At 42.3% G+C, this 17,131-nt stretch carries 13 protein-coding genes, 1 pseudogene and 1 riboswitch; of the genes and pseudogenes, 8 read left to right on the top strand and 6 right to left on the bottom strand.

Going from position 1 to position 17,131, the window contains the following annotated elements:
- Positions 1-260 precede the first annotated feature (260 nt).
- Positions 261-929, bottom strand: a complete 669-nt coding sequence (locus H532_RS0108805) for a hypothetical protein (RefSeq protein ID WP_027725180.1) — start codon at positions 927-929, stop codon at positions 261-263.
- A gap of 725 nt (positions 930-1,654) precedes the next feature.
- Between H532_RS0108805 and H532_RS18350 the strand changes: the two genes are divergently transcribed.
- The 8 genes from H532_RS18350 (at position 1,655) to H532_RS18335 (ending at position 12,873) form a co-directional block, all read left to right on the top strand.
- On the top strand, positions 1,655-2,371 hold the full coding sequence (locus tag H532_RS18350) for a C39 family peptidase (protein ID WP_081412399.1): 717 nt from the start codon (positions 1,655-1,657) through the stop codon (positions 2,369-2,371).
- Positions 2,372-2,660: 289 nt separating this feature from the next.
- Positions 2,661-4,004 (top strand): hypothetical protein, encoded by a 1,344-nt coding sequence (locus H532_RS0108790; RefSeq protein WP_027725178.1) that lies wholly within the window; start codon positions 2,661-2,663, stop codon positions 4,002-4,004.
- On the top strand, positions 3,982-5,979 hold the full coding sequence (locus H532_RS19570; RefSeq protein ID WP_027725177.1) for an McrB family protein: 1,998 nt from the start codon (positions 3,982-3,984) through the stop codon (positions 5,977-5,979). Before H532_RS0108790 ends, H532_RS19570 begins: the two co-directional genes overlap by 23 nt.
- Positions 5,963-7,819, top strand: coding sequence for a nuclease domain-containing protein (locus tag H532_RS0108780; RefSeq protein WP_027725176.1), 1,857 nt, complete (start codon positions 5,963-5,965; stop codon positions 7,817-7,819). The genes H532_RS19570 and H532_RS0108780 overlap by 17 nt, the downstream gene beginning before the upstream one ends.
- A gap of 35 nt (positions 7,820-7,854) precedes the next feature.
- Positions 7,855-7,962, top strand: a riboswitch (SAM riboswitch).
- A gap of 269 nt (positions 7,963-8,231) precedes the next feature.
- A complete protein-coding gene (locus H532_RS0108770) occupies positions 8,232-8,576 on the top strand; it encodes a hypothetical protein (protein ID WP_155995020.1) in 345 nt (114 codons plus the stop codon).
- A 338-nt stretch (positions 8,577-8,914) separates the two neighbouring features.
- Entirely contained in the window at positions 8,915-10,864 is a 1,950-nt protein-coding gene (locus H532_RS18340; protein WP_051263229.1) for a lamin tail domain-containing protein, read from the top strand.
- A 217-nt stretch (positions 10,865-11,081) separates the two neighbouring features.
- A complete protein-coding gene (locus tag H532_RS0108755; protein ID WP_027725173.1) occupies positions 11,082-11,879 on the top strand; it encodes an HAD-IIA family hydrolase in 798 nt (265 codons plus the stop codon).
- 19 nt (positions 11,880-11,898) lie between these two features.
- The gene (locus H532_RS18335; RefSeq protein WP_051263228.1) at positions 11,899-12,873 is read left to right on the top strand and encodes a sodium:solute symporter family protein; all 975 of its coding nucleotides are present in this window, start codon (positions 11,899-11,901) and stop codon (positions 12,871-12,873) included.
- A 260-nt stretch (positions 12,874-13,133) separates the two neighbouring features.
- On the opposite strand, the pseudogene H532_RS20315 reads toward H532_RS18335, so the two are convergent.
- The 5 genes and pseudogenes from H532_RS20315 to H532_RS20825 all read right to left on the bottom strand — a co-directional run.
- Positions 13,134-13,484, bottom strand: a pseudogene (locus tag H532_RS20315) (transposase); the annotation flags it as partial.
- Between the two features lie 355 nt (positions 13,485-13,839).
- Positions 13,840-14,079 (bottom strand): DUF5348 domain-containing protein, encoded by a 240-nt coding sequence (locus H532_RS0108740; protein ID WP_027725172.1) that lies wholly within the window; start codon positions 14,077-14,079, stop codon positions 13,840-13,842.
- Complete coding sequence (locus tag H532_RS0108735; protein ID WP_027725171.1) at positions 14,076-14,876, bottom strand: ExeA family protein; 801 nt, start codon at positions 14,874-14,876, stop codon at positions 14,076-14,078. Before H532_RS0108735 ends, H532_RS0108740 begins: the two co-directional genes overlap by 4 nt.
- Positions 14,869-16,221, bottom strand: a complete 1,353-nt coding sequence (locus H532_RS0108730; protein ID WP_027725170.1) for a DDE-type integrase/transposase/recombinase — start codon at positions 16,219-16,221, stop codon at positions 14,869-14,871. The genes H532_RS0108735 and H532_RS0108730 overlap by 8 nt, the downstream gene beginning before the upstream one ends.
- A gap of 40 nt (positions 16,222-16,261) precedes the next feature.
- Positions 16,262-16,753, bottom strand: a complete 492-nt coding sequence (locus H532_RS20825) for a DUF6431 domain-containing protein (RefSeq protein WP_281169038.1) — start codon at positions 16,751-16,753, stop codon at positions 16,262-16,264.
- Positions 16,754-17,131: the final 378 nt, after the last annotated feature.

Genomic DNA, 17,131 nt, shown 5'->3' with positions numbered 1-17,131 from the left:
TAGTTGCTCTTATGCTGGCCTGATTAAAAAGCCAGTGCAAGCCTTTAAGGCGATGGCAGAGCCTAGTTGCCGTTATGCGCGCTTGATAAATGAAAAGCGTTCTAACCAGTGCAAGACTCTTAAATGAAGGCAGTGTCATAGGGGCCTTTATGCTTGCCGAAAACCTTTATCCTTTCATTCCAGAACAAAAAAGCCGATCGGAACGATCAGCCTGCATCCAATAAATTTTCATGGCACCTTGATCGATGGCGTGTTAGGTTTCACTCACCCTTTGAGGCGACTTGGAGTTCGACAATTTTATGCAACATTTTTTCATGGAGTTTTTGGTATTCGAGTTGAATGTCGTAGTTTTCCGAGCTTTGTTCCGCGAGATTTGAGAGTAAAGCCTTGAGTTGTGCCAATTCATCCTGTAGTTTTTGTTCAATGGCTTCCTGCCGTTTGGAGATGTCCTCCAAAACGACACGCTGCAGGTCACTGGATTCCAAAAAGGTCGAAACCGTTTCCGTTTCCTTTTGTTGTAAGGCTTCTATATATTCATTAATCGTCTCTAACAGGTTTTTCAGACGCGCTTGGTGTTTCTCATGTTGTTGGTTAATCAGGGCGTGAATGCGGTCCAATTCGGTCTTTAATTCCTGTAATTGTTGATCGGTTTTATTTTGTTCTTCTTTTGCTTGTTTTTGGTTGAGTCCTAATTTGCTGAGCCGCTTCATGACCTTTCTTTTAAATTCTTTTAACTGAACGACGATTTGTTCGGTTAAACCTTTTAACTCATTCAACTCATTTTTCGTTTCCTCTTGTGATGTTTCGAGCTTTTTTAAAGCCTCCCCAAGTTGATCCGTATAACAATACATCTGCGATTTGGTTCGCGGCGGTTTTAACTTTCTTATGGACGGTGACACGTTAGGATTGAAATAAATCTTGTTACTCATGTTCATCCCCCTGTAAACCGGACATTTTAATCTTTTTATGAAAAAGGAAAAAAGGGTAATGAAAGCTGGTGCTGCCGGACTTGAATGTCTTTGTTTGACCGATATTGTTACGGCTTAAAATAGCCCGCCATCACAATGGCTTAAAATCCCAGGGCCAGGGCAATTGCGTTGTCGGCGGCAATGCATTTAGCGTGAGTGGCATAATTGGTCCTTTGTTTTATACACATTGTATGTGGGTCTTCATCCCTGTGCCATAAAATGGGTCAATGCCCATATCCATCAGGAAAAAATAGATTCAGAGTTAATTCAGAGTTAATAGTAAAACAAAAAGTTGGTTTCTAAAAATCGGACAAGGATACCTTTTGAGGCCATCACTGTTTTTCGGATGACACATCCTTCATTGGGAAAACCAGTTTGTCCATTTTTCGTGATGAAACTATAACGAAAAGGCAGGAAAAATTAGAATTTTTTACCTTAACAAAATATGGACAATATGATATTTTTATAGAAAAATAGTTCTTTAGGAGTGGGACTTTTGAGGGGAACTATATGTTTCTTACTTTTATTTATGTTCATTTTGGGATGTGGCCATCAGCAACAAATTAAAACCATTTCAAAGAGCCAATCACCGAAAGTGAGTTCATACATAAATGGTGATCAACAAGTTCAAACGATTTTAACATTAAAAATGGGCAAAAAAGCGTCACGCACTAGCCAATCGGTCAATCTCAAAACACTCATTAAACACCTCAGATTTACCTGCACGCATTGATAAGTCCACAAAAGACGACCATCCCGCCAAGAAAGATTCCATCACAACCCTTCAACATGAAACCACCCATATAATTAATGCACCGCTCATCAAGCAATTGCCTGAATTGGCAAGAGGTTGTGAGGTCACGAGTTTGGCAATGCTCCTACAGGATGCTGGCATTTCAGTCGACAAAATGACTTTAGCCAAACAAATCAAAAAAGATCCGACACCCTATCAAGTTGTTGATGGAAAGGTTCATTTCGGCAATCCCAATATTGGTTTTGTTGGTGATATCTATTCTTTTAAGAAACCTGGATACGGTGTTTATCACGGGCCGGTTTATGATCTTGCCAAGAAATATTTGTCGGATCGCGTGATCGACCTTACTGGTAAAGGGTTCGCAGCAGTCAAAAACCAAATTGATCATGGCTTACCCGTCTGGGTCATTACAACGAGCTGGTTTCGGTATGTCCCCGACAACGAGTGGGAGACGTGGTACACCGAAAGCGGCCCGATACGGATTACAATGCATGAACACGCAGTGCTGATCACGGGTTACGATAAGGAGTTTATCTACTTTAATGATCCGCTAAGCGGTATCAAAAATCGTAAAGTTGCGAAAAACGACTTTTTGGCAGGATGGAAACAATTTGGGGAACAGGCGATTTCATTTCAGTTAAAAAGTTGATGGATTGCCAGCGGTTCAAACTGGAATTGATTGACTATGTTTTGTGCTGGGAAAAATACAATTATTTGTGCATCGGGAGTTCCGCTTTCGCCTAAAAGGCTTGGCGGAACTTTTCATACACCCCTACAGCATGCCAAAAAATGTAAGGCTAATGTCCCGCTTTTTAGTTCATTTTTTTCAAACAAAGGGACTGATAAAACGGTATAATAGAATCATAAAAACAATAGGAGGTCGGAAAGACGAATGACCTAAAAGACGATATAAAGACAAAAATTTGAGGGGGATACATATGGGGAATGCGACTCAAGAGGAGCATCCATCCATTCTTGACCAAGATACATTCCATGACTTTATGGAACTATGTAAAAAAGAGGATCTCATCAAAATAGCTCTTAGTGCAAACCTTAAAATTCCGGGCTTTACGCCGAAAAAATATAAACAAATACCGATTGCTATATTTAAACACCATTTGCTTCGAAACTTACAAAATAAAATCAAGGTGGAAAAGTTTTTACAGGATTTCGTCAAGGGGACGGAGGAAGCCTACCAGGGCTTATCGGCGCAGGAATTTTTCTATCAAATACAATTTGACGAAAAACGATCACAAGCTCAAGCGTTTGCGTTCTTTGTCCTCCACTACGGCGAGCAATATCAAAAACATAAAGCCCTCATCAAGCGCAATATCCAAGAAAGACGGCCTTTCTATACGGATTTAATGGATGTGACGTTCACAGATAAAATCCAAGCCTATTACCAAAATACCATGGCGCATTTTGCGGACAATCTGGAAAAACTCCTTGATCACCATCCTATGAAAGAAGCTTGGGATGACTTTTTCGAGGGCAGAGAAAAACTCAAAGACCGTTTAGAAACCTCTCTCCCACGCGTTTCCGAAGGGTATTACTTAAAGATGTTCAGTCAATACCGAAAAGAAATATCAAGATGGAAAACGAAAGAAAAAGAAGCATTAATCGGTCTCGCCCTTCTCGATGCCATCCACCTCGCTGACACATATCGAGATAGAGAAGCTATAGCCATTCATCAACATGAAAAAGCAATGCGGAAGATCCAGTCAGACCATGATAAACTTCATAAGAAATTAGAAGAGACGAAAAAAGATCTTGAGCGCGTTAAATCGGCATTTTCTTTAGCACTGGAAGAAAAAAAGCAACTAAATAAATCTTATCAGCAAGCCTTGAGCGAACTGAATAATAAAACAAACACCATCGAAAAGATATCTGCCGAATTGGCGCAGTTGCATAAAGCAAAATCCGATTGGGAGTCGGAAAAGGCTAATGCTAAGTTATGGAAACTATTTAAAGAGGAACTGGTTTTTCTAAGTTTGGTCGATGACCCTCTCTTTGAATGGGTGTTTAATGAAACACAACGGGTTATCGTTGACCGGCCCGAACAAATAATAGACTATGTGAAGACTTTGCCCGAGCCGTTTCATGGCGCTATTTTCATTAACACAGATGGCATCAACAGCAAATCGTTATTCCAATTGGAAGCCTGTGTTCAACAACGGGCCCTGATCTATAAGCTTGTCGGTGGCGGAGCAACACGAATTGTACGGAGAATTAGTTTTTACTTAGAAGGGGCGATGCATAGTGAAGTTGAAACGGCGCCTTAATCCCGAAATCCAGAGAAAGCTCGATGACGCCTTTTTTGTCGGAAGGCTGGTTACCGAAGACGAGTTGGCATTGACACCCAACTTCTACGAACCTGTCGAATACCAAGGTGAGTTACAAGATTACATTCAATTTCATATAAAGTGCCTATCACCGATTCCGCACGAACTATCCAAGCAATTCTATTATTCTAACGACATTTTTACGGGAAGTACGGCTAGTGATAATAATTATGATAAATTTAGGGAATGGATTCGCATCGATTACCTTCCCCATGTCGAAGTAAAAGAGAAAATTTTTGAATGCCTTCAAGATAAATTAATAGTCTTTCAGTTGAGTTGTTACAATGACTATATCAATGTTGAACTCGTCCAGGTTGAAAATATACAGCCGGCCGCTGGGGGATATACGCCGATTCCGGGACCGCAATTGCGCTTGGATGAGACAAAAAGCGATTTTGAAAATAAACTTTCCGGAGACCGTCGTCCAATTGTTTTAAAATATTATCCGAGTTTATTCGAATTACCGGAATTTATCTATTACCAAGGCACCCTTTACCACGTTGCTTTAAAGACGAACCTTAATGCGACGACGTATTCCCAAGAGGAAGGTGTAGACGTCCTTTTTCTCGAGCACATGGAAGGTGTCTTCAGCAACATGGTGGATGCCCGGGTGGATGATCTCCTTTACTTTGTGCAAACGGACGCGCTAAAAACGCTTAAAGCCCGGTTCGAGCAAGAAGCGAATAGTTTGAGCCGGAAGTTGACTGTTGGTGAAACAGCGACTCAACCCGGAACCGCAGACGTCGTTCAGGGCGATTATTCTGATGCCGCATTAACGAGCAGGTACGTTTTTAACGAAAGCGAATGGAACTTTTTAAATCTTTTAAAGATGAATGCTAGGAAAAAAGCGTTGTTTTTCCAAGATGAGGATTTGATCGCTTTTCATATCAGCGTGAAAACAAACATGTTGAGCATCATCGGCGGCATGTCAGGTACGGGAAAGTCGCAGTTGGCTCAGCTTTACGGCGAAACGATGGGGCTGACTTATGGAAAAGAACTGCTGTTAATCCCGGTATCTCCGTCATATCATGAGCCGAATGACGTCCTCGGATATTACAATCCGACGACCGGCGTCTACCATGAGAGCGAGACGGGATTGGTACGGCTGCTTCTTGAAGCCGAAGCCCACCCGGAGCGCATGTACATGGTCGTCTTCGATGAAATGAACTTGTCACAAGTTGAGCATTGGTTCAGCCCGTTTATTTCCTTACTTGAGGTTGACCCAGACAAGCGGTACTTAACATTGTTTCACGCGGATAGCCGTTTTCATGATGAAATGTATAAACCGAAAGTGAAAATCGGCGACAATATCATCTTTGTCGGCACTGTGAATTTTGATGACACCACAAAGGAATTTTCCGATCGCTTGCTCGACCGCACGAATGTCATCCGGCCGTCAAAGCTTTCTTTTAGGGAGGCATACAATATCGTCTCGACTTTTGACGACACAACAAATGTCCAAACCATGGAGGTGTCGGCGAAGTTGTTCCGGGAAGAGTGGGTGTCGGGCGCACCATCCCTGAACAGTTTGACGGAGGCGGAGCTCACCTTTTTAGATGAACTTCATACGCTTTTAAACAACGATGATTCGCAAAAAGGCGTATCCTTCCGCGTCGTTCTCGGCATTGCCGGCTATCTGTCGAACATTCCGGTAAATCCAGATGGCCTGTTGATGATCTCCCGGGGACAAGCTTTCGATCGCCAAGTGGAACAGCGCATCCTCACAAAGATCAAGGGCTTTGAATCATTTGTCACACCGCTTGTGGGGAGTTACTCGGGAGATGAATACATCGAAGGTGACATCATGAAACTGATCCGCTCGGAACTCGGTCAGAAGGTGTCGACCTTCGAACGTTCGGCGAATGCGTTGAAGCGAAAAGCAAAAGAGTTGATGTTATATGGCTTTGCGCACTAGTGTTTCAAAAGGCATTCAAGTCGTCGAATCAGGCCGTCACTTGCCGTTGACATTGCACCTCCATGTTGGCCATACGATCATTCCCATTGAGCGCCTTGCCGAATCGCCGGAAAACGTCCGAAGTTGTCTCTATGATGTGATGGAGTATAAGGACGTTAAACTCACCTTTAAATGTGAAACGGCGGAAGCGGCAAGATTTTATTGGATTCATACGCGCGATGCGGATGAAGAAGCGGACAACGAAGGTTATGTTTTGTCAGGCGTCACAGGGGAACATGTTTTGTACCAATACCGGGATGGCGCAACGTACCCATGGCGGTGTGGGCTTTATCATTTTGAATTACATTATCAAGGAAAAACGTATTTCGGCGCTGTGGCCATTAAGCCGAAAAACGTTAGTGACCGGCAGATGGCGCAAATTCACCAAGTGATCAACCAGGAACTGCGCGGGCTTGTGCTCGATTATTATCACTTTAAAAGAACAATTGGTCACTTCAACCATGATAGGACGGAACCTCACCGGCGCTTTATCCGCTGGTATCGGGAGAATGAAGCGAAACTGCTCCGGGCCATACGCGATATCGAAACGCGATGCATGCTGCAAATTGAAAAAGCGTACAAGCTGGAGGACATTCCCCGGCATATGGATAACCGCTGTCTCCGCCTCCAGCATTCTTACAGGGGAGTCATTTACCAAGGCACAAAATTTTATAACCGCCATTGGCAAACGAATTGGGACAATGATGAAAACCGCTTGGCCAAGTACGTCATTTCCCAAATCGCCCACGAACTCATGAAATCCTTGCGTTCATTGAAAGTGCTTGAACATGAGGCGGGAGAGATTAATGACTCATACAGTAACGTCCCACAGTTTCCGGAAAAAATAGAGAGACACACCATTCGCATCCAGACGTCGGAGGGGGAGAATCAAGGGTGGGATGATCCCGCTCTAGACAGCAGTGGATACCGAAGATGGCAGACGTTGGCGTTTGCTACTTTCCCAAGTGACCAAGCGGAAGCTACGAAGCACCTCTTGAAATTGTCGGCACGGCTCAATACGCCTTTTTGGAATAGAGTGGAAAACCGAAGACCAAAAACTTTTCGCCTCGGCACCGGAACGCCAAGCTATCGGCTGCTTTACGAGCTATGGAAAGAGGCCGCAAGCCAAACGCGCGAAACCGACGACACCCTTTCAGATATGCCGGCGTACAAACCGACTTCGGTTTTGTATGAGTATTATGTGTTATTTGGTGTACTGCGAGCGCTTCGGGAACTCGATTTTTTACCAGACCGCGAAGCCATCACGATCCAACTGCAAAAATCGTTTTTTCGCGATGGGTTGAAGGAAGGGACGAAGGTGTCCTTCGTCAAAGGGGATTGCAAAATCGACGTGACGTACGATGAAACGCTGGCTCCGAACAGTCAGGTAGCCTTGCAGAATCGGACGCATTTTTACGGCCATCTCCGCCGAAAACCGGACATTCGCATTGACTTATATAAAAATAGCACCTATGTATCAACGTTTATTATCGAAGTGAAATATCGGCCGTTTTACAACATCCATAGTGAATTCGGATGGACGAATACGATGGAACAAATGAACGAGTACCGTTTGATTTCCTATGTGAAAAGAAACTCCGATGGCCAAAAAGAATATAATCTGCGTGCGGTTTACCAAGTCGTCTGCGCCTATCCCGGCGACGACGACCAACCGATCGTCACGCCGGCCGATTGCGGCACGTTCCTGCAATATTACCCGAATGAAAACACCGATGATCCGAATGACATCGTCGGATTTCCCCAATTGCGAGAAATGATGAAAAAATGGATTGATTTGTAAACATTGTTATAATATAATAGAATTAACTGAATCATGGCTTATCAAGAGATGGGCGAGAGATCTGGCTCCATGACCCCACGGCAACCTACCCATTGCGGCAAGGTGCCAAAACCAGCAAAGCACTTTGCTTTGGATGATAAGGAACGGAAAGCGAAACTCCTTTTGCATCGAAGCAAAGGGAGTTTTTCTTTTACTGGGAGAAAATTTTAACGTCATTTTCAAAGAAGTCTCCTGCCTCTCAGTAGAAGGTTTGGCAGAGCTATGAACTCTTTATTAGTGGGACCATTCCTCGTATCGTCTAACCAAGGCCATCAGCAATATCTTTCAAGACAGACATTCAGTTAGAAATATTACCTCAGTCCGGCGGATTCACGCCAAACCGTATAAAAAAAACAAAACAGGGGTGTTAGATATGAATATATCAGGGTGGATTAGAGGTATGATGGCTAAGAGTTATCGAGTGGATCGATTTTTCGAGCTTGTCATTGACTGCATCGTTAAGGAACTTGAGGAATGGGAACATGACACGATGATCCCCTATGACTGGGATGCGCAAAACCCAAATGTCAACATCACCTTCATCATTGACCTTTCTCTGTACACGATGCAAATGAGCAAAACCGACATTGAACAAAGGAAAAATCAAGGCCCGTTCAGCCTTGACCGAACACTTTGGCGTTTCTTAGAAAGAAAAGGCATCAAACTGCGTGATGACCAATATATCCGATACGTTTATGGGATCTTTAATGTGGATTGATGGATCATCACTTTATTCCCTAATCACGGAACGTTTGCCAACAGAAAAAAGAAAAGTCATAAGCCCGGTGGTGTCCTTTAAAGGGCGTAAGTCGGTCTTTAGACTCATTTTTTACGGAACCATCATAAAAACATTGCCACACTTATTGGTCTCTTGTATTATTGTAAATAATCAGATAATTACTTGAGGGTTGAGACAGGAGAACCCCATGATCCTTTATTTGTACTGCTTAACACGCCGTGCAAATGAGGTCATGGGGTTTTTATTTAGGTCCCGCATTGTGGAAAAGGTTAACGTTCTGAAAGTGTGAGTAAATATTATTTTAAGGAGGAGAAGGAATGCGTATCAAGTATCGAATTTGTTTTATCTATGTGGTTGCTCTGCTGCTCGTCATGGGAAATATTTTTGTGTTTCATACCTCTCAATCAAAAGCAGTGGATGACATGCAAGCGCCTCAGTTGCTCATCACGGAACTGATGCCGAATACAGATAACTACGATGGTTATGACGCCTTTGAGTATCTGGAAATCTATAATAACAGTAATAAAGAAGTTGATCTTAAAGGCTACCATGTTCAATCAGGAAGTTGGAATGTGGAAATTGAAAATTCGTTGAAGATTGCTCCGTGGAGTACGAAACTTTTTTGGACTAGAACGCAATCCGTTCAGTCCATGACTTTGGAAGGCTTTAACCATTACTATTTTGCGTCCTATAAAAGTAAATATGTCAATGAGGACCAGCTTCTAAGATTGGAAAATATCGGTGGGTTGGTTAACAGCGGTAGCCAAACGGTGAAAATCATTGACCCAAATGGCAATGAAATCGTTAGAGCCAATTACACAGGAACTGATGTATTTGCCAATAAGTCCGTGACATTCCGCTTTCCTCTAGACGGAGGTCAAACGATGACGAAGATATCGGGAAATCAAACTCCAACACCAGGATGGGTTATTGCCGATCAAGTGCCGCCACGACCGAAACTGGATGATGTTGCACCGCTAACGCCGACAAATGTGATAGCTGAAGCGGGTAACGGTGAAATAACATTAACATGGAATGCGAATCCGGAACCAGATATATTCAGATACAATATTTACAGAAATGGAGTTTACGAGTTTTCGGTACCCTCTACGAAACAAGAATTTACACTTTATTCACTTATGGGTAATCAAGATTATGTCCTGCAAGTGGCAGCGGAAGACATTTCGGGAAACGAATCGGCAAAATCATCGCCGATCTCAGCAAGGCCAGGGCATCAGATCATCACGCAAGAAGAAAGATCACCTAACAATAAAGATCCGAAATACAATGATTTGTGGGACATCAGCGAGGACGGTCCAGTCATCCCCGGGCTAGCACAAGACCTTACGCCTCAGGGGTTAGGTTATTACAAACCGAAGGATTGGCTTTTGACCATTAATTATTTAGATGATGGAAGACCAGGAACGTTGTGCATTATTGATGCCACTACGGAAAAACTCGTGAAATCGATTCTATTGTACAATGTGGACGGCACACCCTACACTGGTCATGCAGGGGGAATTACCGTCAGCCGTAATCATGTGTGGATCGCCTCCGAACAATACTTGTTCACTTTAAATCTCAGCGATGTGCTAACAGCGCAAAATAACGATGAGCTCCGATTTACAAATCGGATTCCCGTGCCTGTGGAGGCTGCCTATGATGTGTACGATGATGATTACAGCATCCTTTGGGTCGGGGAATTTTATGAGCCAAACAGTTATCCGACAGATCCTTCTCACCATCTCCTCAACCGACTGGGTGAAATGCAATATGCGTGGATGGTCGGTTACAAGCTAAAGGCGAATACGGATATGCTGACACCGGAGCAATGGAATAGAGAATCCGGAGAGCCGGCAATACCGGATTACGTCTTATCAACGATTGGAAAAGTTCAAGGAGCCGTTGTTCAAAAGAAAGGCATTTCCTTAGTCACTTCCTACGGACGGGCTAATGATGCCGTTTTGTACCGATACAATGATCCGTTAAAAGAAGAACCTCATCAATATGTGAACATCGGCGGGAAAGAAGTGCCGCTTTGGTTCCTTGACGGGAAAACAGCGAAACCAAGAGAAAGTATTGTATCTATTCCAATGCCGGAAGGAGCCGTGTTAGTTAAAAAACAGCTCTACGTATCGTTTGAATCCGGTGCAAACAAATATCGTTACACGACGACTTACCCGAGAAACCGGATGCTGAAAATAGATATGAAGATCCTTATGAAAGATGATCGGGATATTATAAAAGGCGAAAGAAAAACAAATTAATCCTGATGAAATCTAAATTGTACATTGACGGCTCGAAGGTGTTTATATACACTAAAAATTATAAAAACATGATAAAAGGTTCGAGAAACGAGAAACCATAGCGGCAGTCATTTTTATAAATGACTTGCATGTCTATGGTTTTTTGTTTTGTAAAAATCAAAAAGATCCCAGAACGTATATACATATTTTAATCGTTATTTTTTTAGGAGGCAGGATTATGTGGGGAAAAACACCATCAGCTTTTATCTTCGATTTGGACGGGACACTGTATATCGGAAATCAAGCGATTGAGGGTGCGGCTGACACCATTAAATGGGTGAGGGATTCTGGAGCAAAAATAAAATTCGTCACGAATAACCCTAGACACAGCAGAAAATTTTACAGTGACAAACTAGTCAGTATGGGCATTCAGGCGACAGTCGAAGAAATTGTCACATCTGCACAGTTGACAGCGTTATACTTAAAAGACCACCCAGAATATGGCAAGCTTTATGTCATTGGAGAAGAGCAGCTTTTTCAGGAACTATGGGCAGAAGGATTACCCATTACGGATGATGATCATGCGGATACCGTTATTGTCAGCTTTGATACGACCTTAACCTACGCCAAACTCTTAACGGGTTACAAGGCATTATTAAAAGGTGCTCATTTTATCGCGACAAATCCGGACACAGTCTGTCCGACACCCGATGGCGGATTGGTGGACGCAGGGGCAATTATCGCGGCATTGGAGGTGGCAACAGGACGAAAAGTCGAAACCGTCATCGGCAAGCCATCGAAGCTGTTGGGTGAATTGCTCCTTGCTGATTTTAAAGTCCCACCCGACCAGTGTATGATTGTCGGCGATCGGTTGAATACCGACATCCGTCTAGGTAAACAAGCGGGGATGATGACCGGTTGGATCAATCCTTTAAAGCCAACTGATATTCCTGATGAACTGAAACCCGATTTTATTTTCCACTCCATCGCGGAGCTTCCGTCAGTGTTTATAAAAAACAGTAAGCAAAAGGCTTAAGGCGGAGGAGGACAAACTAATGGATACACAAGGCGTTACATTTTTAATGGTGATTGGTTGGGCAATTACCTTTATGCCATTGAATACGATTTCTCAAACACAAATCCAAAGGGTTTATGCTGCAAAAAATGAGAGAAGTATCCAAAGAATTAGTTCCGTCATGGCTTTATTTATTGTTTTATTTGCATTTGGCTTAGCTCTTGTCGGATTACTTGGCAAGCTATCCCTTCCAGGTCTTGAAGATCCGGAAACGGTTTTTCCTGTTATGGCATTAAAAATTGTCAACCCAGTTGTCGGGATGATTGTTGTTACAGGCATTTTAAGCGCGTGTATGTCAACAGTCAGTGGTAACTTGCTAGGTGCGGGGATCAATGTTTCCAGAGATTTATATGAACGTTATAAAAAAGGAAACAATCAAGCCATTGAAGAAAAATCTGCTTTGAAGGTGACGCGAATCACATTAGTGGTTATCGGAGTGTTAAGTACCATTGCAGCTATTTTCACTCCTTCTATTATGGATTTATTACTCGTTACCATGCACATTTTTGCAGGAGCCACATTTATTCCCATACTATGTGGATTGTATTGGAAACGCGCAAATTCAATAGGTGCTATGTCCGGTATGGTTATGGGAGGAGTTTCTACCATTATATCGGAAATTATACACACCTCTACTGATCCCGTTATTATCGGCATCCTATTTTCCATTATTGGAATAGTCTTAGGTAGCATTTTATCAAAACCACAAGCCCAAAAAACAACAGCTTTTCAATTCCATTCCGAAAAAGATATCCCATACTTTATCACATTTGCTTTATTATTTATCCTAATTATAGCGGGGATTACCAAATTAGAAATCTGGGGCATATTAATAATACTGACTGTATTGGCTTTAATTTTTAGCTTAGTCATTTTATTAGTTTTCATATTCCCAAGAAGTAGGAACAAAAAGATTGATGAATCTATTGATCAAAAAGTGAAAAACTTAAATTAGGTTAACCTGTAAAAGAACCTGAGCCCTTATAAACATAGGAGACATGACTCAGGTTCTTTCCTTTTTATTTATTGCTCTATAATATTTGTTGGGATATGATGGGGAATTCGGACAAAATCATACACGCAACCTCCTATATCCTTTAAACTTGAATTGTCCATAAACAAGTTAAAGATAGGGGTTGCGTGTACATGAATGTTAACATGATTTTACCTGGATTAAAAGAGGCAGTAATTACTGAGGCTAAAGAAGTTAATGTGATTACCATTTACATATTCAGTTACCAAAAAAACCTCAGCTTGTGTACTCATGCCACTTAGATACATCTTAATGATGATTTTCTCCATCCAGAAGCTGTGGCGTTGGTAAGGGGCGAACAGTTGTGTTTGAAATTCTCCGTTTCGGTCTCTTGAGATCGAAAGCTCTTCTATACGACCATATTGTGTATCTATGTTTCGATGTTAATAGACATTTTCTCTATTGGCTGTTCAGTTTCGAGGAAACTCTTAATTTCTTCTTGCATGATAAACTCTAATTTTTCCTTTTTTACAAACTGCCGAATCGCATCTCCAGTTTTTTGTCCATTCTAGGTTCGGTATACTTTTAGACATAGGTTTGATTCTCCTTTCTTTAAGGTTTTTGGTCCAATCAGTGAATACCCTACCTTTTTTCTTTTGTTCTAGTAAATTGTTTTACATAAAATTTTATACATTATCACCATATTTTATATAATAGATTTTGTATATCTCCTCTCCTAAATAAATACAGAGACAGGTTTTATTTAATCATGCGAGAGTCTACGATGTTAACTACACAGTTGTCCTAGGTGTGTAGACAGCATCGGGTGTTACTGACACCTTATTTTGACCCAAAATTGACGGAGTCTTTTGTCCATAATCTGACGATATTATTGACCGATAGAAAGGGGAAGCCTGCACTATTCTCAGCTTCCCCGTATAACGCATACTAAATTTTAACTTGATAGGTTTCGTTTGGATTTAAATAGAATCTTGTATCATTTATACCAACAATAATATACCAGTCAAACCCTAGTTCCATTCTACATAATATCTCATTTCCATCTCCAAGGTGAATTTTGAACGTTTCGCCACATCGTATTCTATAATCTCTATTACCACCATCCAAAACAACCATCCAACAATCAAGGAACTTATCATATACCATGTCTCGCCATTGTTTGGTCATGATAGTTCACCCTCAATGACATGCTTAATCATATGATCATCAATGATCCTTCGTCCATTTTGGGCTCCGTAAAGCAGGCTATGCGTACAGACCTTATTAATCAGTCTTGGCGTGCCTCCTGAAAACTGATGGATTTCTTCTAAGGCTGCATCGGAAAAGATGTGTTGTTCAACTCCGGCATACTCAAGATGCCGTAAAACATAATCATTGACTTGTGAACGATCATAACGGCTTAATTTGAACTGAATATCAATTCTTTGGCGTATGGCTGCGTAGGATTGTAAACGAAGACGGTCCCATAATTCGCTTTGACCCACGAGTATTAAAGCCATTGGACTTTGCGCATCCATCTTGAAATTGAGGAGGAACCTCACTTCTTCCAGCATCTCTCGATCGAGTAGATGTGATTCATCAACCACGACCACCGGCTCAATCCCATGAATCCCTTTCATTAACTCAATTTCTCGATGAAGTTGCCGTTTGGCATCACCTCTATAAAATTTAGCTTCCGATCCTAACTGTTCTAACAATCCCTTATAAAAATGTCGGGGTGTTAACTTTGAATCGGATAGATAAAGCACCCGAAATTTCCGATGATCCAGACCGTCGGCAAACTTCCGAATCGTGGTGGTTTTACCGGTACCGCAATCTCCAGTTAGAACGGCAAATAATTGTCTTTCTGCCGTATACTTTAATCGTCCCAAAACTTCCTGCATCGTGAATGAATCATACAGCTGATCAGTAGGGACATCCCTGGTAAAAGGCGTATGTTTCATTCCGTAAAAGGTTTCAAACATTCCCCCCATCCTCCTTCCAAACAGCACGGAAAGAGACAGCCGGAGCTTGTTCAACTTTTCGTTCTTCATATTTTTGTGTGGCAGCTTTCAGGAGTCTTGAAGAATGGGCCTGATGCGCTTGAAGGTGTGTGGGCAATGCGGGGCGTCTCCCGGCCCTTTCCCCGATTACAAGCTTCTTTGCCTTCCAAGGTGGGTGACCCTCATACTCAATGGTTAATTCCTCAAGATCCGAAGGATCATATACAACGTCCACTTTGCGGCCGATAAAGGGAAGTCCCACTTCATATTTTTGATCCATAAAGCTAATACATCCTGATTTATCCACTTTTCTTGTTTCACAATGTAAGAAAGCGTGAGCGAGTTTTTCCGCGTCTATAAATCGAAGGGCCTTTGTATCACTTCGGAATGCCGCTTCAGGGCTAACATTATCCAAACCTGAGTGTGGTTTATTTTGATAACACTCTGATAACCATACTTGAAAAAGCTCATTTAACTGATCGAGTGAATGAGGCTTTTCGAGGGCTATTTCTCCCAAAAAAGAATCTACGATTCTATTAAAGCGTTCAACCTTTCCTTTAGACTCAGCGGCATAAGGTTTGGCGTAAAGGAGTCTTGTCCCAAATTTGGAACAAGTACGAGACATCCACTTCGTCCGATACTGTTTTCCATTATCAAAGTAAACGGCTTCAGGCACGCCATATTTTTGAATGGCATGTCGAAAAGCATCCTCGATGATTCTGGAATCAAGGGTCGGATAGAAGGCCCCATGAAGAATATAACGCGTCGCATCATCGATTATAACGACTAAATAAACCTGTTTTTTCATTCCATTTGGTCCAATGGGCAAATAAGGTCCAAATTTAATGTCAGATTGCCATAGCTGATTACGGTGACGTTTTTGAAATCGTCGAGCAGCCACTCCTGTTTGAGTGTAAAGCCTCATTTGGCGAGAACTGTATCCTCTTTCGGTTAACTTTTCTTGGAGAGTCGATCGTTTAAGCTGTCCTGGTTGGGCTAAACCCTCCCATTCAAGAATTTGGATGATTTGCGATACACTTCTTGTCGGTGCTTCTTTCCGAAGGAGAATGGCCTGTTCCAATAAATGCGGAGGTATAGCTTCCTTTTTAACCTTTCCCGAATGGCCTTTTGGTTTTAATCCTTCAAAACCTTCCTTACGGTACTGTGTAACGTAACGTCGAATGGTCCTTTCGGAAAGGCCGCTCATCTTACATATTTGCGTTTTTAATTCTTTTGCCTTTCCGGCATCCAAGCCTTCCTCCAAAAGAGGGGCAATAAGCTGGAACCGTTGAACCGCAATTTCTTCCGCCTTTTTTTGATCCCTCATGATAACACTCCTCTACATAAGTGATTATCATGAGTTTAAATCAGCTGTCTTCGGACAAGAATGCAGAACGGGTATGTAGCCATAAATTAAAATTTACAATGGGGCGGACAATTCTCCCCAGCCATTTGGGGGCATTCCCCACCAGTCGTCCTATTCTAAGAAGTGCAGTCTCTGAATTTGCGGACGTCAAATTCAAAGGGACCTTTTCCAATGTTGTGCGAAGCATAATGGATTTGAGACAATGAATCCAATAATCGACAAAATGATTGAACCATACAAACCAACGATAGAGGGTAGATTCATCGGCCGGAACAGCATGTGTCGAGGGGTTCGTAAGAACCGACTCAATGCATTCTGCCTCATACCTTTTATATGGAATTAAGAAATCTGGTAATTCATGATGAATCCGGCAACAATGATCACAGCGCAATCGCCGTATATTATATACTTTTGTCTCTCCAGAACTTTCTTTAGATTTTCTATTTCTAGTCCCTATAACGCTCATGCTTTTCCCGCAACACGGAGAAGGAATCCTTCCTGCACCCCTAACAAAAAACGTTAGAGTAAAATTTTTATGGGCGAAATGAAAGGTATTAATGGGACTCTTTGGTATAAAGAGGAGTCACAGCGAAGCTGCTTGCCTTTGACCGCAGATCGCCCGATTCTTGGCGTCCGGCGGAAGGGGTCGGGGCCCCGCCGACGGATGCTTAGAATCGATTGCCCGTGTTACACTGGCCACTCGTTGAGCCGCTTAGGCTAAATTTTTCGGTGAGACTGTGGCGTTAAGCGTAACACGGGCACAGACAAGGTCAAAGGTGACGGAAAAATGGGATAGAGATTTCGTAAAGGTGGTCACGTAAGGAGGGTAAAATACAAGAAAAGAGGGCCTCTATTTTGTACAATAAGTTTG

The organism is Tuberibacillus calidus DSM 17572, assembly GCF_000430685.1.
GTDB lineage: Bacteria > Bacillota > Bacilli > Bacillales > Sporolactobacillaceae > Tuberibacillus > Tuberibacillus calidus.
This window is presented reverse-complemented; position numbering and strand designations above follow the sequence as displayed.